At 69.1% G+C, this 18,537-nt stretch carries 19 protein-coding genes and 1 pseudogene; 16 read left to right on the forward strand and 4 right to left on the reverse strand.

Translation table 11 applies throughout. The features are described from left to right. The first annotated feature begins 9 nt into the window (after nucleotides 1-9). Nucleotides 10-1,086, forward strand: coding sequence for a peptide chain release factor 1 (prfA, locus tag J2X55_RS07430; RefSeq protein WP_115920684.1), 1,077 nt, complete (start codon nucleotides 10-12; stop codon nucleotides 1,084-1,086). 111 nt (nucleotides 1,087-1,197) lie between these two features. Next, a pseudogene (locus tag J2X55_RS07435) lies at nucleotides 1,198-1,647 on the forward strand (GrpB family protein); the annotation flags it as partial. 44 nt (nucleotides 1,648-1,691) lie between these two features. Here J2X55_RS07435 and J2X55_RS07440 read toward each other — a convergent pair. Both J2X55_RS07440 and J2X55_RS07445 read right to left on the reverse strand, forming a co-directional pair. Then, on the reverse strand, nucleotides 1,692-3,095 hold the full coding sequence (locus J2X55_RS07440) for an amidase (protein WP_309822706.1): 1,404 nt from the start codon (nucleotides 3,093-3,095) through the stop codon (nucleotides 1,692-1,694). A gap of 130 nt (nucleotides 3,096-3,225) precedes the next feature. Continuing rightward, entirely contained in the window at nucleotides 3,226-4,212 is a 987-nt protein-coding gene (locus J2X55_RS07445) for a helix-turn-helix domain-containing protein (protein WP_309822708.1), read from the reverse strand. A gap of 221 nt (nucleotides 4,213-4,433) precedes the next feature. Between J2X55_RS07445 and J2X55_RS07450 the strand changes: the two genes are divergently transcribed. Further along, the gene (locus tag J2X55_RS07450; protein WP_115920124.1) at nucleotides 4,434-5,687 is read left to right on the forward strand and encodes an acyl-CoA dehydrogenase family protein; all 1,254 of its coding nucleotides are present in this window, start codon (nucleotides 4,434-4,436) and stop codon (nucleotides 5,685-5,687) included. Nucleotides 5,688-5,739: 52 nt separating this feature from the next. Here J2X55_RS07450 and epsC read toward each other — a convergent pair whose 3' ends face one another. Both epsC and cysK read right to left on the reverse strand, forming a co-directional pair. Continuing rightward, entirely contained in the window at nucleotides 5,740-6,309 is a 570-nt protein-coding gene (gene epsC / locus J2X55_RS07455) for a serine O-acetyltransferase EpsC (RefSeq protein WP_115920126.1), read from the reverse strand. 1 nt (nucleotide 6,310) lies between these two features. Continuing rightward, nucleotides 6,311-7,249: a cysteine synthase A gene (gene cysK, locus J2X55_RS07460; protein ID WP_210111066.1), complete on the reverse strand. Its 939-nt coding sequence runs from the start codon at nucleotides 7,247-7,249 to the stop codon at nucleotides 6,311-6,313. Between the two features lie 99 nt (nucleotides 7,250-7,348). Here cysK and prmC point away from each other — a divergent pair, with 99 nt between their 5' ends. From prmC to J2X55_RS07525, 13 genes are all read left to right on the forward strand, one after another. Beyond that, nucleotides 7,349-8,242: a peptide chain release factor N(5)-glutamine methyltransferase gene (gene prmC, locus J2X55_RS07465; RefSeq protein WP_309822709.1), complete on the forward strand. Its 894-nt coding sequence runs from the start codon at nucleotides 7,349-7,351 to the stop codon at nucleotides 8,240-8,242. A 39-nt stretch (nucleotides 8,243-8,281) separates the two neighbouring features. Next, complete coding sequence (locus J2X55_RS07470) at nucleotides 8,282-9,019, forward strand: L-threonylcarbamoyladenylate synthase (protein WP_115920132.1); 738 nt, start codon at nucleotides 8,282-8,284, stop codon at nucleotides 9,017-9,019. Beyond that, a complete protein-coding gene (locus J2X55_RS07475; RefSeq protein ID WP_115920134.1) occupies nucleotides 9,016-10,188 on the forward strand; it encodes an MraY family glycosyltransferase in 1,173 nt (390 codons plus the stop codon). The genes J2X55_RS07470 and J2X55_RS07475 overlap by 4 nt, the downstream gene beginning before the upstream one ends. Continuing rightward, nucleotides 10,185-10,673 carry a hypothetical protein gene (locus tag J2X55_RS07480; protein WP_115920136.1) on the forward strand — a complete coding sequence of 163 codons (489 nt, stop codon included), beginning with the start codon at nucleotides 10,185-10,187 and terminating at the stop codon, nucleotides 10,671-10,673. The genes J2X55_RS07475 and J2X55_RS07480 overlap by 4 nt, the downstream gene beginning before the upstream one ends. Before the next feature lie 213 nt (nucleotides 10,674-10,886). Then, nucleotides 10,887-11,699: a F0F1 ATP synthase subunit A gene (gene atpB, locus J2X55_RS07485; protein WP_396653256.1), complete on the forward strand. Its 813-nt coding sequence runs from the start codon at nucleotides 10,887-10,889 to the stop codon at nucleotides 11,697-11,699. A 44-nt stretch (nucleotides 11,700-11,743) separates the two neighbouring features. After that, complete coding sequence (atpE, locus tag J2X55_RS07490; protein ID WP_043360904.1) at nucleotides 11,744-11,977, forward strand: F0F1 ATP synthase subunit C; 234 nt, start codon at nucleotides 11,744-11,746, stop codon at nucleotides 11,975-11,977. A gap of 35 nt (nucleotides 11,978-12,012) precedes the next feature. Further along, nucleotides 12,013-12,570, forward strand: coding sequence for a F0F1 ATP synthase subunit B (locus J2X55_RS07495; RefSeq protein ID WP_115920140.1), 558 nt, complete (start codon nucleotides 12,013-12,015; stop codon nucleotides 12,568-12,570). Continuing rightward, entirely contained in the window at nucleotides 12,570-13,358 is a 789-nt protein-coding gene (locus tag J2X55_RS07500; RefSeq protein WP_115920142.1) for a F0F1 ATP synthase subunit delta, read from the forward strand. Before J2X55_RS07495 ends, J2X55_RS07500 begins: the two co-directional genes overlap by 1 nt. Nucleotides 13,359-13,420: 62 nt before the next feature. Beyond that, a complete protein-coding gene (atpA, locus tag J2X55_RS07505; protein ID WP_115920144.1) occupies nucleotides 13,421-15,052 on the forward strand; it encodes a F0F1 ATP synthase subunit alpha in 1,632 nt (543 codons plus the stop codon). 24 nt (nucleotides 15,053-15,076) lie between these two features. Continuing rightward, on the forward strand, nucleotides 15,077-15,976 hold the full coding sequence (locus tag J2X55_RS07510) for a F0F1 ATP synthase subunit gamma (protein ID WP_115920146.1): 900 nt from the start codon (nucleotides 15,077-15,079) through the stop codon (nucleotides 15,974-15,976). 22 nt (nucleotides 15,977-15,998) lie between these two features. Continuing rightward, the gene (atpD, locus tag J2X55_RS07515) at nucleotides 15,999-17,447 is read left to right on the forward strand and encodes a F0F1 ATP synthase subunit beta (protein WP_103210262.1); all 1,449 of its coding nucleotides are present in this window, start codon (nucleotides 15,999-16,001) and stop codon (nucleotides 17,445-17,447) included. A 1-nt stretch (nucleotide 17,448) separates the two neighbouring features. After that, nucleotides 17,449-17,709 carry a F0F1 ATP synthase subunit epsilon gene (locus tag J2X55_RS07520; RefSeq protein ID WP_309822715.1) on the forward strand — a complete coding sequence of 87 codons (261 nt, stop codon included), beginning with the start codon at nucleotides 17,449-17,451 and terminating at the stop codon, nucleotides 17,707-17,709. Nucleotides 17,710-17,780: 71 nt separating this feature from the next. Then, nucleotides 17,781-18,533 (forward strand): peroxide stress protein YaaA, encoded by a 753-nt coding sequence (locus J2X55_RS07525; protein WP_309822718.1) that lies wholly within the window; start codon nucleotides 17,781-17,783, stop codon nucleotides 18,531-18,533. The last annotated feature ends 4 nt before the right edge of the window (nucleotides 18,534-18,537 follow it).

Genomic DNA, 18,537 nt, shown 5'->3' on the forward strand with positions numbered 1-18,537 from the left:
GAGCCCGCGATGTTCGAGTCGGTCCGCGGACTGCTCGAAGAGCACAAGGCCGTTCAGGAAGAGCTTTCCGACCCGGCCGTGCACGCGGACGCCGCGCGCGCCAAACGCGTCAATCGGCGGTACGCCGAACTGTCGCGGATCGTCACGGCGCACGAGGCCTGGGTCTCGGCATCCGATGACCTCGAGGCCGCGCGCGAGCTCGCCCGCGAGGACGAGGCGTTCGCCGACGAGGTGCCCGGTCTCGAGGAGCGGGTCGCCGAGACGCAGGAGCGTCTGCGACGCCTGCTCATCCCGCGCGACCCCGACGACGCCCGCGACGTCATCATGGAGATCAAGGGCGGTGAGGGGGGAGCCGAGAGCGCCCTGTTCGCGGCCGACCTGCTGCGGATGTACCTGCAGTACGCGGCCTCCATGGGCTGGAAGACCGAGCTGCTCGAGCGCACCGAGTCCGACCTGGGCGGCTACAAAGACGTCCAGGTCGCGATCAAGGGCTCGTCGAGCGATCCGGCGCAGGGCGTCTGGGCGCACCTGAAGTACGAGGGCGGCGTGCACCGCGTGCAGCGCGTGCCGGCGACCGAGTCGCAGGGGCGCATCCACACCTCGACGACCGGTGTACTGGTGTTTCCCGAGGTCGACGAGCCCGAAGAGGTCGCGATCGACCCGAACGATCTCAAGATCGACGTGTTCCGCTCGTCGGGCCCGGGCGGGCAGTCCGTCAACACGACCGACTCCGCCGTCCGTATCACGCACGTGCCCACCGGGATCGTCGTGTCGATGCAGAACGAGAAGTCGCAGCTGCAGAACCGTGAGGCCGGCATGCGCGTGCTGCGCGCCCGCCTGCTCGCGAAGCAGCAGGAGGAGCGCGACGCCGTCGCCGCCGACGCGCGGCGTTCGCAGATCCGCGGCATGGACCGCTCCGAGCGCATCCGCACGTACAACTTCCCCGAGAACCGCATCGCCGATCACCGCACCGGCTACAAGGCGTACAACCTCGACCAGGTGATGGACGGCGCTCTCGGCCCGATCATCGAGTCCGCCATCACGGCCGACGAGGAAGCGCGCCTCGCGGCCCTCGCCGACTCGTAGGCTCGGGTGGTGCTCACCGCCGCCCAGATCGTCACCTTCGACGACACCCCGCCCCCGCCCGGGTGTTCTCCGTGGGTCGGCTCGCCCGAGCAGGCGCGGCACATCGAGATCGTGGAACCGGATGCCGACTGGCCCGGTGTGTTCGAGGCGCTCCGCGCCGCGATCGTCGGGGTCCTCGGCGCTCGTGCCCTCGTCGTCGAGCACGTCGGTTCGACGTCGGTGCCCGGTCTCGCCGCCAAACCCGTCATCGACATCGATCTGACCGTCGCCGACACCGACGATGAGGACGCCTACGTGCCGGCGCTCGAAGCCCTGGGGTTCGTCCTGCGCGTCCGCGAGCCGTGGTGGATGGGCCACCGCTGCCTGGTCTCGGCGCGCCCCGCCGCGAACCTCCACGTGTGGCCGCCCGACAGCCCCGAGGCCGCCCGTCACCGGATCTTCCGCGATTGGCTGCGCCGTGACGAGACCGATCGACGGCGGTACGCCGCCGTCAAGCGCGCGGTCGCGGCCGACGGCCTGATGAGCGCCTACAACGCCCGCAAAGAGGGCGTGATCCGCGAGATCTACGCGCGCGCGTTCTCGGCCGCGGGGCTTCTTCCCTGTGGTCAGGCGTTCCACACGGGTGGGTGGGGGAGTGCACCGCGGCGATCCTCGAGCTGCGCGGCGAGTGACAGCAGCACCGCCTCGCCGCCGGGGCGACCGACCAGCTGCACCGACACCGGGTGGCCGCTCGCGTCGGTGGTGACCGGGAGGGTGAGTGCGGGGAGCCCCGCGACGTTGACGAAGCTCGAGTACGGCGCGTACTCGACCTGCATCGCGAACGTGCGCTCGGGGCTGTGGCCCGCGTAGGCACCCACGGGCTGGGGCTCTTGCGCGAGAGCGGGCATGAGGACGGCGTCGAAGGCGGCGAAATCGTCGATCGTCCGACGTTCGAAGGCGCGTGCTGCCGCCAGCCCGTCGAGCAGGTCGAGGGCGCCGAGCCGGCGTCCCTCCCGCACGAGCCACGCGGTCAGGGGTTCTACGAGCTCCATGTCGGCCTCGCTCAGGGGGATGCGCGCCGCGCTGGCGCGCCAGAGCACGTGGAACAGCGACGCGTACCCGACCGGATGCCAACCGGCATCCGTCACCGCGTGACCCGAGCCCGCGAGCCAGGCGGTGGCCGTGTCGAAAGCATGCCTCGCGTCGGTGCCGAGGCGGATGTCTTCGTCGTCGTCCCAGGGGGAGACGGTGGTGACGCCGACGCGCAGGGCGCCCGGTTCGCGTCTCGCGGCGTCCACGAACGGTCCGGCACCCGGGGCCGCCGTGGCGTAGCGGAACGGGGCGAGACCGACGAGGGCGTCGAGCAGGAGCCCTGCGTCCTCGGCCGAGCGGGCGATCGGCCCGGTCACGGACAGCCCGTCGGGCGAGTCGAAACCGGAACCGAGGGGCAGTCGCCCGCGCGAGGGCTTGAGCCCGAGGACGCCGACGGTCGAGGACGGGATGCGGATGGAACCGCCACCGTCGGAGCCCACGGCCGCGGGCAGGAGGCCCGCCGCGACGGCGACCGCCGCACCCCCGCTCGACCCGCCGGCCCCGGCGGAGGGGCGCCAGGGGTCGCGTGCCGGGGCGTGGATGAGCGGCTCGGTGAAACCCGTCAGGCCGAACTCCGAGGTGCTCGTCTTGCCGAGATTGACGGCCCCGGCGCCGTCGAGCGCCGCGGCCAGGGGATCGGATGCCACGGGCACGAGGTGGGCGCGCGAGCGCGAGCCGTAGCGGGTGGGTACGCCGGCGCGCGCGACGAGATCCTTGTCGGCGAGCGGAATGCCCCACAGGCTGCCGTTTGGGGCGTCGGCGCCCAGTGCGTCGGCGCGGAGGAGGGCGGCATCCGGGGTCGTCTCGGCGAAGGCTCCCAGATCGGCGAACCGGGCGATGCGGTCGAGGTAGTGCGCGGCCAGCTCGCGCGGACCCAGTGTGCCGTCCAGCAGTTCCGCGCGTTGCGCGACCAAGCTCAGATCGTGCAGGCGCCTCATGCCACGAGCCTACGGCGTCGGGTCGTGCGACAGCCGGTCGGAGAGGGCGCCGTCCGTCTGCCTGCGCCGCGCCTGTCGGTTACTCGAGACGCCGCGGGCTCGCGCACCGGGGACGACGCCGCGATCGGACTCAGCCGGCCCGCTCCGGCACGGTGAGGTCGGTGTCGAGCTGCGCGAGCACCTCGCGCGGTGTCTGACCCAGGTGGAGGCGGAACGCGCGATGCAGGTGCGACAGATCGCTGAACCCCCACTTCGCGGCCAGGTGCGTCATCGTCGCCCGACCGCGCTCGGCCCGCAGGTCGTCGGCGCACGCGAGGACTCGCGTGCGCATCACCGTCTGCCCGTAGGTCAGGGGCGTGCTCTCGTAGAGCTGGTGGAGCTTGCGCACCGAGATGGCGAAGTGGCGCGCCATCGCGGCAGGGGAAGTGTCGACGAACCGGACGTGTCGTTCGAGGTGGTGCTCAATGCTTCGACGGAGCACCTCGTCACCACCCTCCTGCTCGCCGAGGGCGTCGGTGCGCGGCGAGTGGGAGAGCGCGCGGCTGAGTGAGGCGACGGCGGTGCCCACGGCATCCGCTTCGCTGTCACTCATTCGCGACGCCTGCGTCCACGACGAACGCAGGGTGTCGGCCACGACGGCGCCGAGCCCCGTTCCCGCCGAGAACGTCCGCGCCGTGCCGTCGGCCCGGAGGCTCTCGGGGATGTTGCGCGCCGGAACGCGGAACGACACCGTGCGCCACGGATCGAGGTAGTCCAGGGTGAACGAGCGCGTGGCATCCACGATCGTGAACGTGCCCGGACCCGACATGCTGCGCCGGCCGTCCTGCGTGACGACGCAGCGCCCGTCGAGCATGAGGTTGAGGAAGACGACCTCGTCGTCGACCCGGCGCACCTCCTCGGGGCCGTGGTGGATCACCTGCGCGCAGGTCGCGATCTCGGCGCCGGTGGTCTCGCCGAAGGGGCGGGTCTCGACGCGTCCCTCGAGGCCCACGCGCGCCCAGTCGTCGCGGGTGCCGCGAGCGGCGGGGCGGAGCGGCGTGAAGGCCGCGCACACGACCTCGCGCCAGTACGCGAACTGCTCCCGCGGCGGTCTTTCGCGGGTGTCCCATCGATTCATCGGTTCCTCCTCGGCGGCCCGCGGATGTCGACCTCCTCAGCAGAGCAACGTCCTGTTTCGCCAGGCGCGGCGTCTCGTGTCCGCCGGGTAACGAACTGCTCACCGCGGCATGGCGTGCGCTGTCGTCCTCGCCGTCGTGCACGCGCATCCAATCTCCGCGCGCCGGGACGCTGCGACGCTACCCAGACCTTCACCCGAACGAACGAACGAGGAGCACACCCGTGGCCATCGACTTCACCCTCTCCGAAGAGCAGCTCGGTCTCCGCCTGCAGGCGCGCGAGTTCGCCGAGACCGTGCTGAGCCAGGTTCCCGACGTCATCTCCGAGATCCCCGACCCCCTCGGCCGGTTCCGCGCGCTGAAGCCCTTCTACCAGCAGATGGTGGATGCCGGATTCGTCAAGGGACTCATCCCCGTCGAGAACGGCGGGCACAAGTTCAGCAACCTGCAGTTCGCCCTCGCGTGCGAAGAGCTCGCGCGGGTCGAGATCAACACCCCGACCATCGTCCTCGGTACGGGTCTCGGCACGTTCCCGATCATCACGGCGGGCACGCCCGAGCAGAAGGAGCGGTTCCTCGCGCCGTTCGTCGACGGCAGCCCGGCCCTCGCGGCCATCGCGTTCACCGAGGCCGCCGGGGGCGCCAACTTCGACCACCCCGATCCCCAGTACGGGGTGCAGACCTTCGCCGTCCGCGACGGGGACGAATGGGTCATCAACGGCCGCAAGGCGTACACCACAAACGCCTCGGGCTGGGACGACGAGGGAGCCGACATCATCAGCGTCGTCTGCCGCATCGATGAGACGAAGCCGCCGGCCGAATCGCTCGCGATCATCGTCGTCGAGAAGGGCACGCCGGGTGTGACGTTCTCGGGCATCATCGACACGATCGGCCATCTCGCCACCAACTCCCCGTACGTGGACTTCGTCGACGTCCGCGTGCCGGTCGAGAACCTGATCGGCGCTCCCGGCGACGGGCTCGCGCTGACGAAGGGGTCGTTCTCGTGGACCTGCTCGAGCATCGCCGCGGCCGCCGTCGGCAAGATGCGCCGCGCGTTCGAGATCGCCTACGAGTTCGTCTCGACCGAGAAGCGCTCCGGCAGCGTGCCGGTCATCGACCACCAGAACGCCGGCTACATGCTCGCCGACATCAAGACCCGTATCGAGGTCGGCCGGTACTTCGCCTGGAAGGCCGCGGACCACTTCGACAAGACGGGGGGCCTGGACCGCGAGCTGTCGAACATGTCGAAGATCTACAACTCCGAGCTGTCGGTGCAGACCGTCTACGACGCGATGCGCCTCGTGGGCGTGGACTCGTACGGCGACCGCGCCCCGCTCGGCGACATCATGCTGGACGTGCTCTGCCTGCCCATCTACGACGGGGGCAACATGGGCGTTCGACGCCGGCACCTGCACGAGATGCTGCGCACCCCCGGGTACGACCCCCTGGCCGCGGCGGAGAACCGCCTGTCGGTCTGATCGAGCAGCTCCGGTGCGGGTCCGCGGCGATGGCGGGCCCGCACCGGAGTGTTCAGATCCAGTACTCGGGTGTCGTCAACACCGCGCGGGTGTCTTCCCCGTTCCGGCGTTGACGCGCTTTGGCGGGAACGCCGACGAGCACGCTGTCGGCCGGGGCGTCGGCTGTGACGACGGCGTTGGCGCCGACGGCACTGCGAGCACCGATCGTGATCGGCCCCAGGATCTTCGCCCCCGCGCCGACCGCGACGCCGTCGTGCAGGGTGGGGTGGCGCTTCCCGCCCTCGCGCTGACGGCCCCCCAGCGTGACGCCGTGATAGAGCATGACGTCGTCACCGACCTCTGCGGTCTCGCCGATGACGACGCCCATGCCGTGGTCGATGAAGAAACGGCGTCCGATGGTGGCGCCGGGGTGGATCTCGACTCCGGTGAGCCACCGCGTGACCTGCGACAGGGCGCGCGCGGGGAAGCGCAGGCCGCGACGCCACAGCCGGTGGGCGATGCGGTACGACCACACCGCGTGCAGGCCCGGGTAGAGCACAGCGATTTCGAGTCCGCCGCGCGCCGCGGGGTCGCGGAGCTTGGCGGCCGAGATGTCGTCGCGCAGGTGGGAGAGGACCCCCACGTCAGTCTTCGCGCAGGTGCTCGTAGAGCGCCGTCGACAGGTACCGCTCGCCGTACGAGGGGATGATCACGACGATGTTCTTGCCGGCCGCCTCGGGGCGACGGGCGACCTCGAGGGCCGCCCAGATCGCGGCGCCCGACGACATGCCGACGAGGATGCCGTCCTTGGCCGCCGTCTCGCGTGCCAGGCGGATCGCGTCGTCGAACTCGACGTCGATCACCTCGTCGATGATGTCGCGATCGAGGATCGCCGGCACGAAGTTGGGGCCGATGCCCTGGATCTTGTGGGGCCCGGGGTGACCCTTGGTGAGGACGGGCGAGTCCGCGGGCTCGACGGCGACCACCTTGACCCCGGGCACGCGCTCCTTCAGCACCTGCCCGACACCGGTGATGGTGCCGCCGGTGCCGATCCCCGCGACGAAGTAGTCGACCTTGCCCTCGGTGTCGCGCAGGATCTCTTCGGCCGTGGTCTTGCGGTGGATCGCGGGATTCGCCTCGTTCTCGAACTGGCGGGCCCAGACGGCGCCCGGCGTCTCGGCGACGATGCGCTTGGCCTCGTCGACCGCGTGCGACATGCCCTTGGTGGGGTCGGTCAGCACGAGCTCGGCGCCGAACGCCTTGAGCAGGATGCGGCGCTCCTTCGACATCGAGGCGGGCATCGTGAGGATGACCTTGTAGCCGCGAGCCGCGCCCACCATGGCGAGGGCGATGCCGGTGTTGCCGCTCGTCGACTCGACGAGCGTGCCGCCGGGCTTCAGCTCGCCCGACGCCTCGGCCGCGTCGACGATCGCGATGCCGAGGCGGTCCTTGACGCTCGATGCGGGGTTGTAGAACTCGAGCTTGGCGAGGATCTGGCCACCGGCGCCCTCGGCGACGCGGTTCAGCCGCACGAGCGGGGTGTCGCCGAATGCAGAGGTGATGTCGGAGTGGATGCCGGGCATGGCTCGCCTTTCGCCGTCGGTCGGGTCGCGATCATTTTAGGCGAGCCTTCCGACGCCGCCGGCCCTTGTGACGCCGCGCGACTAGGCTGGGCTCCCGTCATGCCAGAGACCGCCCCGCACCCCGTCCCTCCGGCCGCCTCGGTCGCCGCCGTCGTCCGTTCCGCCGCCGAGCGGCTGAACACGGCGGGAGTACCCGACCCCCAGGTCGACGCCGAGCTGCTCGTCGCCCACGTGCTCGACTCCTCGCGCGGGGGAGTGCAGGCGGCCGCGATCCGCGGAGACCGGATGCCGGAGCCCGCCGCCCGGGCGCTCGCCCCTCTGCTCGACCGCCGCGCGGCCCGTGAGCCGCTGCAGCACCTGACCGGTCTCGCCCCGTTCCGGTCGATGGAGCTCGCGGTGGGACCGGGCGTGTTCGTTCCGCGGCCCGAGACCGAGGTGGTGGCCCAGTTCGCGATCGACGCGCTGCGTTCCGCGGCATCCGAGGCCCCGATCGCGGTCGATCTCGGAACCGGAAGCGGTGCGATCGCGCTCGCCATGGCCACCGAGGTGCCCCACTCGCGCGTCTTCGCGGCAGAGAACTCGGTCGACGCCTTCGTCTGGACCAAACAGAACGTGGCCCGACTCGGCGCCGACAACGTCACGCTCGCCTTCGTCGACCTCGCCGACGCGTTCCCCGAGCTCGATGGAACCGTCTCGGTCGTGGCATCCAATCCTCCCTACGTCCCCGACGATGCGATCCCGCGCGATCCCGAGGTGCGTCTCTACGACCCGCCGGCGGCCCTGTACGGGGGACCGGATGGATTGGATGCCGTGCGCCACCTCAGCCGCGTCGGGCTCCGCCTCGGTCACCCCGGGGCGACGATCGTCATCGAGCACGGCGAGTGGCAGGGCGCGGCGATCCGCGAGATCCTCGCCGCCGACGGCTGGCGCTCGGCCGCCACCCACCCCGATCTGACGAGCAGGGACCGCGCCACGACCGCCACCCGGCCGTGACCACGCCCGTGCCGACGCGCGACTAGACTGGCGCGCGTTATGTCACCCGTCTACGACTGCCGTGACGAATCGCAGCTGCTGTCCGGAATGCGCCACGCGCGTCAAGCGATCGGCCGCGGCGAGCTCGTCGTGCTCCCCACCGACACCGTGTACGGAATCGCCGCGGACGCCTTCAACGCGCGCGCCGTCGCGGGCCTGCTCGAGGCGAAGGGCCGCGGGCGTCAGCAGCCGCCGCCCGTCCTCGTTCCGGGAGTGGGGACGCTGCGGGCCCTCGTCGCCGAGATCCCTCCCGCCGTCGACGACCTCGTGCGCGAATTCTGGCCCGGAGGACTGACGATCGTGCTCCCCGCGCAGCCCTCGCTCTCGTGGGACCTCGGTGACACGCACGGCACGGTCGCGGTGCGCATGCCCGCGCAGAAGATGACGCTCGAGCTCTTGGAAGAGACCGGGCCGCTCGCCGTGTCGAGCGCGAACCTCACGGGTCGCGCCGCGGCGGTCGACATCGACTCCGCGCGCGACATGCTGGGCGACAGCGTGGCGGTCTATCTCGACGCGGGCGTGAGCGAGACGGGCATCGCCTCGACGATCATCGACGCTACGACGCTGGTCGGGGGAGCGGAGCCGCAGATCCGCGTGCTGCGCGAGGGCGCGGTCTCGCGTGACCGTCTGCGCGCGGTGGTCGGCGATCTGCTCGAGCCCGATCCCGTGGACGAGGTCGTGGACCCTCTCGCGACGCCGTCGGCGACGACTCCGGATGCCGAGGCGCCGGGTCCGTGACCCAGTACCTCCTCACCATCCTGTTCACGGCGGCGGTCACGCTCGCGCTGTCGTGGGTGGTGTGGAAGCTCGCCCTGCGATTCAAGCTGTACCCCGGTATCCGCGATCGAGACGTGCACAAGACACCGACCCCCCGCCTCGGGGGCGTCGCGATGTTCCTCGGGGTCGTAGCCGCTTTCGCGCTGTCGAGCAGGAACCCCTACTTCGCGATCTTCTGGATCGACCCCGTGCCGGTGCTCTCACTGCTCGGAGCGGTCCTGCTCATCGTGCTCGTCGGAGTCGCCGACGATCTCTGGGATCTCGACTGGATGATCAAGCTGGGGGCGCAGTTCGTGGCGGCCGGGATCATCGCCTGGTTCGGTCAACTGCAGATCCTCTCGCTGCCGATCGGCGCCCTCACGGTGGGATCGAGCTGGGTGAGCTTCCTGCTGACCGTGTTCGCCATGGTCGTCGTGATGAACGCCGTGAACTTCATCGACGGGCTGAACGGTCTCGTGGCGGGCGTGTGCCTGATCGCCAATGGCGTCTTCTTCGCCTACTCCTACCTGCTCGTGCGCGACACCGGCGCCAGCACCTACTTCAACCTCGCATCGTTCATCGCGGCGGTGCTCGTGGGCGCGTGCCTGGGGTTCCTCCCGATGAACTGGACGCCGGCCAAGCTCTTCATGGGCGACGCCGGCGCGCTCATGCTCGGTCTGCTGATGGCGAGCTCCGCTGTCGCGATCACCGGCCAGCTCGACCCCGCGGTGCTCGACCCCGAGAAGATCGGCCGTTCGCAGCTGCTCGGTGCCTTCATCCCCATCCTGCTGCCCGTCGTCATCGTGCTGCTGCCTCTGCTCGACTTCGGCCTCGCTGTCGCACGACGGCAGTGGGCGGGCCGATCGCCCTTCTCTCCCGATCGCAAGCACCTGCACCACCGCATGCTCGACATGGGCCATACCGACCGCGATGCCGTCCTCATCTTCTACAGCTGGACGGCCGTGGTCAGCCTCGCCTTCCTGCTGATGTACATCGGCACCCAGCAGGGCTGGCCCGGCGATTACGCGATCGGTATCGCCTTCGGTGTGACCGGCGTCGCCGCGTGCGCCGTGCTCACCCTTCTGCCCTCCCAGCACCGTCTTCGGCTGTCCCGCCGCCCCCGACCCACCCGACCGGAGTCCCCCTCATGAGCAGTGTTTCCCCCGCCCCTCGTCGCCCCCTCTCCAGTACACCGGTGCTGCGCACCGCCCTGGTCTGGGGTGGCATCGTGACGGCGGTACTCCTCGTGCTCGGCGCCGTCGTCGGCTTCCTCGTCGGGGGCGGGGGAGGCCTCGGCAGCGCTCTGTCGGGTGTGGCGGTCAGCGCGATCTTCCTCGCGGTGACGGCCATCAGCATCCTCGTGGCGAACCGCTGGTTCGGAGACCCCCTCTACGTCCCGATCTTCTTCGGGATCGTCCTGGGCGGCTGGCTGCTCAAGCTCATCCTGTTCATCGTGGCGATCGTCGTGCTCCGCGGGCAGGGCTGGGTCGACCCGGTCGTGTTCTACGTGGCGCTCGTCGTCAGCGTGATCGCCTCGCTCGCCGTCGACGTGGTCGTCCTCCTGCGCATGCGCATCCCCAGCGTCAGCGATGTGACCCTGCCCACCGACCCCGACGCGGGCGACCGCCGATCCTGAGACCCCCGTATCTCATGAGGCGGCACGCCGAGGCCCAATAGTCCGTCGGCGAGACGATCACGGCACTCGGACTCATGGATCCGCCGGGAGTTTGATAGGGTTGCCGTAGTACCCACCCGCGATTGGAACTCTTCTCCAGGCTCGCACTTCGGGTAACAATCACCGACCATCGTCGCAACGGTTCACACCGATGCCCCGAAGCTGGAGCCAGCGCTGACTACTCAAGCTGCGACCCTGATCACGAACTTCGCGTCCGCGGGTGCCGAGTTCCACCCGCCGTCCATCTCGGAGTTCTTCCCGGATGCGGTGCTGTTCGAGGGCACGATCTTCGCGATCACGCGTATCAACCTCACGCAGATGCTGGCGACGCTGGCCCTCGTTCTCTTCCTCGTGCTCGGCACTCGCCGCATGAAGATCGTCCCCGGCCGCTTCCAGAGCGTCGCCGAGATGGGCCTGGACTTCGTCCGCGTCAACATCGCCGAGGACATCCTCGGACGCAAGGACGGCAAGCGCTTCCTGCCGATCCTCACCACCATCTTCTTCATGGTGCTGTTCATGAACATCACGGGTGTCATCCCGTTCCTGAACATCGCCGGCACCAGCGTCATCGCCGTTCCCCTTCTGCTCGCGATCGTGGCCTACGTCACCTTCATCTATGCGGGCATCAAGAAGAGCCCCGCCGGCTTCTTCAAGAACGCGCTGCTGCCCTCGGGCGTCCCGTGGCCGCTGTACATCATCATCGTCCCGCTCGAGTTCCTCTCCACCTTCATCATCCGGCCCGTCACCCTGACGCTGCGTCTGCTGATGAACATGGTCGTCGGTCACCTCATGCTGGTCCTGTTCTTCTCGGCGACGCAGTTCTTCGTCGTGGGGCTCAGCGGATGGTGGACGGCTCTCGGCGCCGGTTCGCTGGCCTTCGGCTTCGCCTTCACCCTGTTCGAAATCTTCGTCGCCTTCCTCCAGGCCTACGTCTTCGCGATCCTCACCGCGGTCTACATCCAGCTCGCGGTCGCAGAAGAGCACTGAGCGGCCCGGCGCACGCCGAGCCACCCAACGAAAGGAAAAAACCCGTGGACGCAACTACGGTTCTCGCCCAGGTCACCGGTAACGTCGCCACGATCGGCTACGGTCTCGCCGCCATCGGCCCCGCCATCGGCGTGGGCATCGTCGTCGGCAAGACGATCGAGGGCGTCGCCCGTCAGCCCGAGCTCGCGGGCCGCCTGCAGGTCCTGATGTTCATCGGTATCGCCTTCACCGAGGCGCTCGCCTTCATCGGTATCGCGACCGGCTTCATCTTCACTTGATCCCGGCCGCTCTCGATTCACTGTAAGGAGACAGGATGCTGAACGCTCTTGTCACTCTCGCCGCGGAGCCCGCGGGGGAAGCACACAACCCGCTGCTTCCCGCGGTCTACGACATCATCTGGTCGGCGGTGTGCTTCGTCGTCATCATCTTCGTGGTGTGGCGCGTCGCTCTGCCGCGCATGGCGAAGCTGCTCGACGAGCGCAGTGCTGCCATCGAGGGCAACATCGCGAAGGCCGACGAGGCCCAGCGCCAGGCCGAGGCCGCCCTCGAGCAGTACACCGCTCAGCTGGCCGAGGCGCGCCGTGAAGCCGGTGAGATCCGCGAGTCCGCGACGCAGGACGGTCGCAAGATCGTCGCCGAGGCGCGCGAGACCGCGGCGGCCGACGCCGCTCGCATCACCGCGTCCGCGCACGCGCAGATCGAGGCCGAGCGTCAGTCGACCCTCGTGCAGCTGCGCTCCGAGGTCGGTACCCTCGCGGTCGACCTCGCGGGCAACGTGATCGGTGAGACCCTGTCCGACGACGCGCGTGCGAACGCCGTGGTCGACCGCTTCCTCGCCGAGCTCGAGGCGTCCGAGAAGGCGGCCAAGTAATGGGCAGCGCGACCACTCAGGCGCGGACCGCGACGACGGAGGCCCTGGCCTCCACGTCGGGCGTCGATCTCGACGTCGCGCGCGAGCTGTTCGCGGCCGTCGGTGCCGTGAGCGGATCGTCGCAGTTGAGCGGCGCGCTGTCCGACTCGTCGGTGCCGGCCCCCGCTCGCGCGGGGCTGGTCTCGGCCGTCTTCGGCTCCACCTACCGTCCCGCCACGGTCGCCCTGCTCTCCAGCGCCGCCCAGCAGCGCTGGTCGAACGCCGGGCAGTTCGTCGAGGGTCTCGAAGAGCTGGCGATCCAGGCGACCTCGGTCGCCGAGTCGGCGGACATCGAGTCGGAGCTGTTCGCCTTCTCGCGCACCGTCGCGAGCAACGGCGAGCTCGAGCTTGCTCTCGGTGGGCGCCTCGGCGGCGCCTCGGCGAAGGGGTCGCTCGTCTCGACCCTTCTCGACGGCCGCGCGAGCGCCGGCACCGCACTCATCGTGTCGTCGCTGGTGCAGCACGCCCGCGGCCGCCGCGTACGCGCCCTGCTTCGCCGGGCCGAGCGCATCGTCGCCGACCAGCGCGCGCGGATCGTCGCCACCGTGTACGCCGCAGCCCCCCTCAGCGCCGAACAGCAGACCCGCCTGCAGAACGCTCTCAGCGCACGTTACGGTTCGGCGGTCACGCTGAACACCGTGATCGACCCGACGGTGGTCGGCGGTCTGCGCGTGCAGGTCGCAGACGACGTCATCGACGCGAGCGTGTCCGCACGTCTCGCCGACCTCCGCCAGCGGATCGCAGGCTAAAGACTTTCCGCCCGAATGGGCGTGGATCTGGGGGCCGAGTGCCCCACGAACGAAGGAAGACAATGGCAGATCTCTCTATCAGCCCCGACGTCATTCGTGACGCGCTGAAGGACTTCGTCAACGCCTACGAGCCCACCGGCGCTGCGGCGACCGAGGTCGGCGCCGTCGTCGACGCGGCCGACGGCATCGCGCACGTCGAGGGCCTTCCGGGCGTCATGGCCAACGAGCTCATCCGCTTCGCGGACGGCACGCTCGGCCTCGCTCAGAACCTCGACGAGAACGAGATCGGTGTGGTCGTCCTCGGCGACTTCGCCGGGATCGAAGAAGGCCAGAGCGTCACCCGCACGGGTGAAGTCCTCTCCGTCGGCGTCGGCGAGGGCTACCTCGGCCGCGTCGTCGACCCGCTCGGCAACCCGATCGACGGCCTCGGCGAGATCGCGACCGACGGCCGCCGCGCACTCGAGCTCCAGGCGCCCGGCGTCATGCAGCGTAAGAGCGTCCACGAGCCCCTTCAGACGGGTATCAAGGCGATCGACGCGATGATCCCCGTCGGACGCGGCCAGCGTCAGCTGATCATCGGCGACCGCCAGACCGGTAAGACGGCCATCGCGATCGACACGATCATCAACCAGAAGGCCAACTGGGAGTCGGGCGACGTCAACAAGCAGGTGCGCTGCATCTACGTCGCGATCGGCCAGAAGGGCTCGACCATCGCTTCGGTGAAGGGCGCGCTCGAGGACGCCGGCGCGATGGAGTACACCACCATCGTCGCGGCCCCCGCCTCCGACCCCGCCGGCTTCAAGTACCTCGCCCCCTACACCGGCTCGGCCATCGGTCAGCACTGGATGTACGAGGGCAAGCACGTCCTCATCATCTTCGACGACCTGTCGAAGCAGGCCGAGGCGTACCGTGCCGTCTCGCTGCTGCTGCGCCGCCCGCCGGGCCGCGAGGCGTACCCCGGCGACGTCTTCTACCTGCACTCGCGTCTGCTCGAGCGTTGCGCGAAGCTGTCCGACGAGCTGGGTGCCGGTTCGATGACGGGTCTGCCCATCATCGAGACCAAGGCCAACGACGTCTCGGCCTACATCCCGACCAACGTGATCTCGATCACCGACGGCCAGATCTTCCTGCAGTCCGACCTCTTCAACGCCAACCAGCGTCCGGCGGTCGACGTGGGTATCTCGGTCTCGCGCGTGGGTGGTGACGCTCAGGTCAAGTCGATCAAGAAGGTCTCCGGAACGCTGAAGCTGGAGCTGGCGCAGTACCGCTCGCTCGAGGCCTTCGCGATGTTCGCGAGCGACCTCGACGCGGCCTCGCGTCGTCAGCTCGCCCGTGGTGCGCGCCTGACCGAGCTGCTGAAGCAGCCGCAGTACTCGCCGTACCCCGTCGAGGAGCAGGTCGTCTCGATCTGGGCCGGTACGAACGGCAAGCTCGACACCGTCGAGGTGTCCGACGTCCTGCGCTTCGAGCGCGAGCTGCTGGACTACCTGCGCCGCAACTCGACCGTGCTCGACACGCTGCGCGAGACCAACGTGCTCGGTGACGACACGCTCGCGGAACTGGAGCAGAAGATCGACGCATTCGCGAAGGAATTCCAGCCCGGCAAGGACCAGGGCGTCGTCGGCGCCGAGAAGGTCGATGCTGCCGAGGCGGAAGACGTCAACCAGGAGCGGATCGTCAAGGGCCGTCGCTGATAGCGACGACACGAGAACGGAATCATGGGCGCACAACTGCGGGTCTACAAGCAGAAGATCTCTTCTGCTCAGACGACCAAGAAGATCACGAAGGCGATGGAGCTCATCGCGGCTTCGCGCATCCAGAAGGCGATGGCGCGTGTGCGCGCGGCGTCGCCCTTCGCGCGGGCCGTCACGAGCGCCGTCTCCGCGGTGGCCACGCACTCCTCCGTCGACCACCCGCTGACGACCGAGCGCGAGAACATCCGCCGCTCGGCCCTGGTCGTCTTCACCTCCGACCGGGGCCTGGCGGGCGCCTTCAACTCGCAGATCCTCCGCGAGGCTCTCGAGTTGGCCGAGCTCCTGCGGTCGCAGGGCAAGGACGTGGTGTTCTACCTCGTCGGTCGCAAGGCCGTCGGCTACTTCCAGTTCCGTCGCATGGCGAGCGCCGCGCAGTGGGTCGGTGACACCGACACCCCGCAGTTCTCCACCGCGGAGGAGATCTCGGATGCCGTTCTCCAGGCGTACCGCGCCGGTGGCGAGAACGAGGGTGTCGACGAGATCCACCTCGTGTACAACCGCTTCGTCAGCATGATGACGCAGTCGCCCGAATCGGTGCGTCTGCTTCCGCTCGAGGTGCTCGAGGCCGATGAGGCCCCGGGCCAGGCCGAGATCTACCCGCTCTACGAGTTCGAGCCGGACGCCGAGACCGTGCTCGATGCGCTTCTGCCGGTCTACGTCCAGAGCCGTATCTTCAACGCCCTCCTCCAGTCGTCGGCTGCCAAGCACGCCGCGACCCAGAAGGCCATGAAGTCGGCCAGCGACAACGCCGACAAGCTCATCACCGACTACACCCGCCTGCGCAACAACGCGCGTCAGGCGGAGATCACGCAGCAGATCGCCGAGATCGTCGGCGGCGCCGATGCCCTGGCATCCGGCAAGTAAGTTCCCAAGGAGAGAAGAAGCCATGAGCCTCACCGCCGAGAAGACCGACGCGGCCGTCGTCGGACGCGTCGCGCGCGTCACCGGCCCGGTCGTCGACATCGAGTTCCCGCATGACGCGATCCCCGAGATCTACAACGCGCTGAAGACCACGATCACCATCGGTGACGAGTCGACCGAGATCACCCTCGAGGTCGCTCAGCACCTCGGTGACGACCTCGTGCGCGCCATCGCCCTGAAGCCGACCGACGGCATCGTCCGTGGCCAGGAGGTGCGCAACACCGGCGGCCCCATCTCGGTGCCCGTCGGCGACGTCACCAAGGGCAAGGTCTTCGACGTCACCGGCGAGGTGCTCAACGCAGCCCCCGGTGAGCAGGTCGAGATCACCGAGCGCTGGGGCATCCACCGCAAGGCGCCGAGCTTCGACCAGCTCGAGTCCAAGACCGAGATGTTCGAGACCGGCATCAAGTCGATCGACCTCCTGACCCCGTACGTGCAGGGTGGAAAGATCGGTCTGTTCGGTGGTGCCGGCGTCGGTAAGACCGTCCTCATCCAGGAGATGATCCAGCGCGTCGCGCAGGACCACGGTGGCGTCTCGGTGTTCGCCGGTGTCGGCGAGCGCACCCGTGAGGGCAACGACCTCATCGGTGAGATGGAAGAGGCGGGTGTCTTCGACAAGACGGCCCTCGTGTTCGGCCAGATGGACGAGCCGCCGGGAACGCGCCTGCGCGTCGCCCTCTCGGCCCTGACGATGGCGGAGTACTTCCGCGACGTCCAGAAGCAGGACGTGCTGTTGTTCATCGACAACATCTTCCGCTTCACGCAGGCCGGTTCCGAGGTCTCGACGCTGCTGGGGCGCATGCCCTCCGCCGTGGGATACCAGCCCAACCTCGCCGACGAGATGGGTGTGCTCCAGGAGCGCATCACCTCGACGCGCGGTCACTCGATCACCTCGCTGCAGGCGATCTACGTCCCCGCCGACGACTACACCGACCCGGCTCCGGCGACCACGTTCGCGCACCTCGACGCGACCACCGAGCTCTCGCGTGAGATCGCGTCGAAGGGTCTGTACCCCGCCATCGACCCGCTGACGTCGACGAGCCGGATCCTCGACCCGCGCTACATCGGTGCCGACCACTACCGCGTTGCCACCAGCGTGAAGCAGATCCTGCAGAAGAACAAGGAACTGCAGGAGATCATCGCGATCCTCGGTGTCGACGAGCTCTCGGAAGAGGACAAGATCGTCGTGTCGCGCGCACGCCGCATCCAGCAGTTCCTCTCGCAGAACACCTACATGGCCAAGAAGTTCACCGGTGTCGAGGGTTCCACGGTCCCGATCAAGGAGACCATCGAGTCGTTCGACGCGATCGTCAAGGGCGACTTCGACCACGTCGCCGAGCAGGCGTTCTTCAACGTCGGCGGCATCTCGGACGTCGAGGCCAAGTGGGCGCAGATCCAGAAGGAGAACGGCTGACATGTCGTTGCGCGTGAGCCTGGTGTCGGCCGACGCCGAGGTGTGGACGGGGGAGGCTTCGCTCGTCGTGGCCAAGACCGTCGAAGGTGAGATCGGCTTCATGCAGGGTCATGAGCCTGTCCTCGCGATCCTCGCTCAGGGCGAGGTCCGCATCACCCGCACCGACGGCTCGAAGATCCTCGCCAACGCCGAGGACGGCTTCCTGTCGATGGCGAACGATGAGCTGACGATCGTCGCCGGAAACACCGCACTCGTCTCCTGACGTCTTCTCTTCACTCGATGCGCGTCGCCCGGTCTCCGGGCGGCGCGCATCGTCTTTCTCACGGAGAATCCATGCTCGTCCTGCTCCCTCCTTCCGAGACCAAGCGCCCCGGCGGCGAAGGTGCTCCCCTCGACGTCGACGGACTCGCCCTGCCGTCGCTGCGCTCTGCGCGCGAGTCGGTCGTCGATGCGCTCATCGCCCTCTCCTCCGATGAGGAGGAAGCCGCGCGGGTGCTCAAGATCAGCGCGAAGCGCCGGCACGAGGTCGCCGACAACGCGGCCCTCCGGACCTCGCCGACCCTGCCGGCGATCGATCGCTACACCGGCGTCCTCTTCGACGCTCTCGACGCCGGAAGCCTGGCGGCCCCGGCACGCTCCTGGCTCGGCGATCACGTCATGATCCACTCCGCGCCCCTCGGGCCCGTCGCGGCGCTGGATGGCATCCCGGCCTACCGCCTCGCGGCGGGCACGTCCGTGCCCGGCATCCCGTCGCTGCGACGCCTCTGGGCGGGTGCCGTGAGCGAGGCGTGGGAAAAACTTCGGCCGGACTTCGTCCTCGACCTGCGCTCGGAGGCGTACGCCGCCCTCGGTCCGCTGCCGGCCGGCGCCTCGTCGGCGTACGTTCGCGTGATGAGCGAGGACTCGGGCGGACAGGCTCGTGCGCTGAACCACTTCAACAAACACGCGAAGGGGGACCTGGTCCGATCGTTCGCATCTGAGGGGGTGGAGCTCTCGTCCCTCAGCGACTTCCGAGACTGGGCGAGCGATGCGGGGTGGGACGTACGCGACGGGGACGAGGGTGGCCAGGTGGCGCTGATTGTATGACATC

Source organism: Microbacterium sp. 1154, from assembly GCF_031455375.1.
Taxonomy (GTDB): Bacteria; Actinomycetota; Actinomycetes; order Actinomycetales; family Microbacteriaceae; genus Microbacterium.

Excerpts from the sequence above, each read along its gene's own strand:
- atpD (WP_103210262.1), top strand. The coding sequence starts at position 15,999 with ATGAGCCTCACCGCCGAGAAGACCGACGCGGCCGTCGTCGGACGCGTC.
- J2X55_RS07510 (WP_115920146.1), top strand. The coding sequence starts at position 15,077 with ATGGGCGCACAACTGCGGGTCTACAAGCAGAAGATCTCTTCTGCTCAG.
- J2X55_RS07495 (WP_115920140.1), top strand. The coding sequence starts at position 12,013 with ATGCTGAACGCTCTTGTCACTCTCGCCGCGGAGCCCGCGGGGGAAGCA.
- J2X55_RS07500 (WP_115920142.1), top strand. The coding sequence starts at position 12,570 with ATGGGCAGCGCGACCACTCAGGCGCGGACCGCGACGACGGAGGCCCTG.
- cysK (WP_210111066.1), bottom strand. The coding sequence starts at position 7,249 with ATGCCCGGCATCCACTCCGACATCACCTCTGCATTCGGCGACACCCCG.
- atpA (WP_115920144.1), top strand. The coding sequence starts at position 13,421 with ATGGCAGATCTCTCTATCAGCCCCGACGTCATTCGTGACGCGCTGAAG.
- J2X55_RS07520 (WP_309822715.1), top strand. The coding sequence starts at position 17,449 with ATGTCGTTGCGCGTGAGCCTGGTGTCGGCCGACGCCGAGGTGTGGACG.
- prmC (WP_309822709.1), top strand. The coding sequence starts at position 7,349 with ATGCCAGAGACCGCCCCGCACCCCGTCCCTCCGGCCGCCTCGGTCGCC.
- J2X55_RS07440 (WP_309822706.1), bottom strand. The coding sequence starts at position 3,095 with ATGAGGCGCCTGCACGATCTGAGCTTGGTCGCGCAACGCGCGGAACTG.
- J2X55_RS07470 (WP_115920132.1), top strand. The coding sequence starts at position 8,282 with ATGTCACCCGTCTACGACTGCCGTGACGAATCGCAGCTGCTGTCCGGA.
- prfA (WP_115920684.1), top strand. The coding sequence starts at position 10 with ATGTTCGAGTCGGTCCGCGGACTGCTCGAAGAGCACAAGGCCGTTCAG.
- J2X55_RS07525 (WP_309822718.1), top strand. The coding sequence starts at position 17,781 with ATGCTCGTCCTGCTCCCTCCTTCCGAGACCAAGCGCCCCGGCGGCGAA.
- J2X55_RS07480 (WP_115920136.1), top strand. The coding sequence starts at position 10,185 with ATGAGCAGTGTTTCCCCCGCCCCTCGTCGCCCCCTCTCCAGTACACCG.
- J2X55_RS07445 (WP_309822708.1), bottom strand. The coding sequence starts at position 4,212 with ATGAATCGATGGGACACCCGCGAAAGACCGCCGCGGGAGCAGTTCGCG.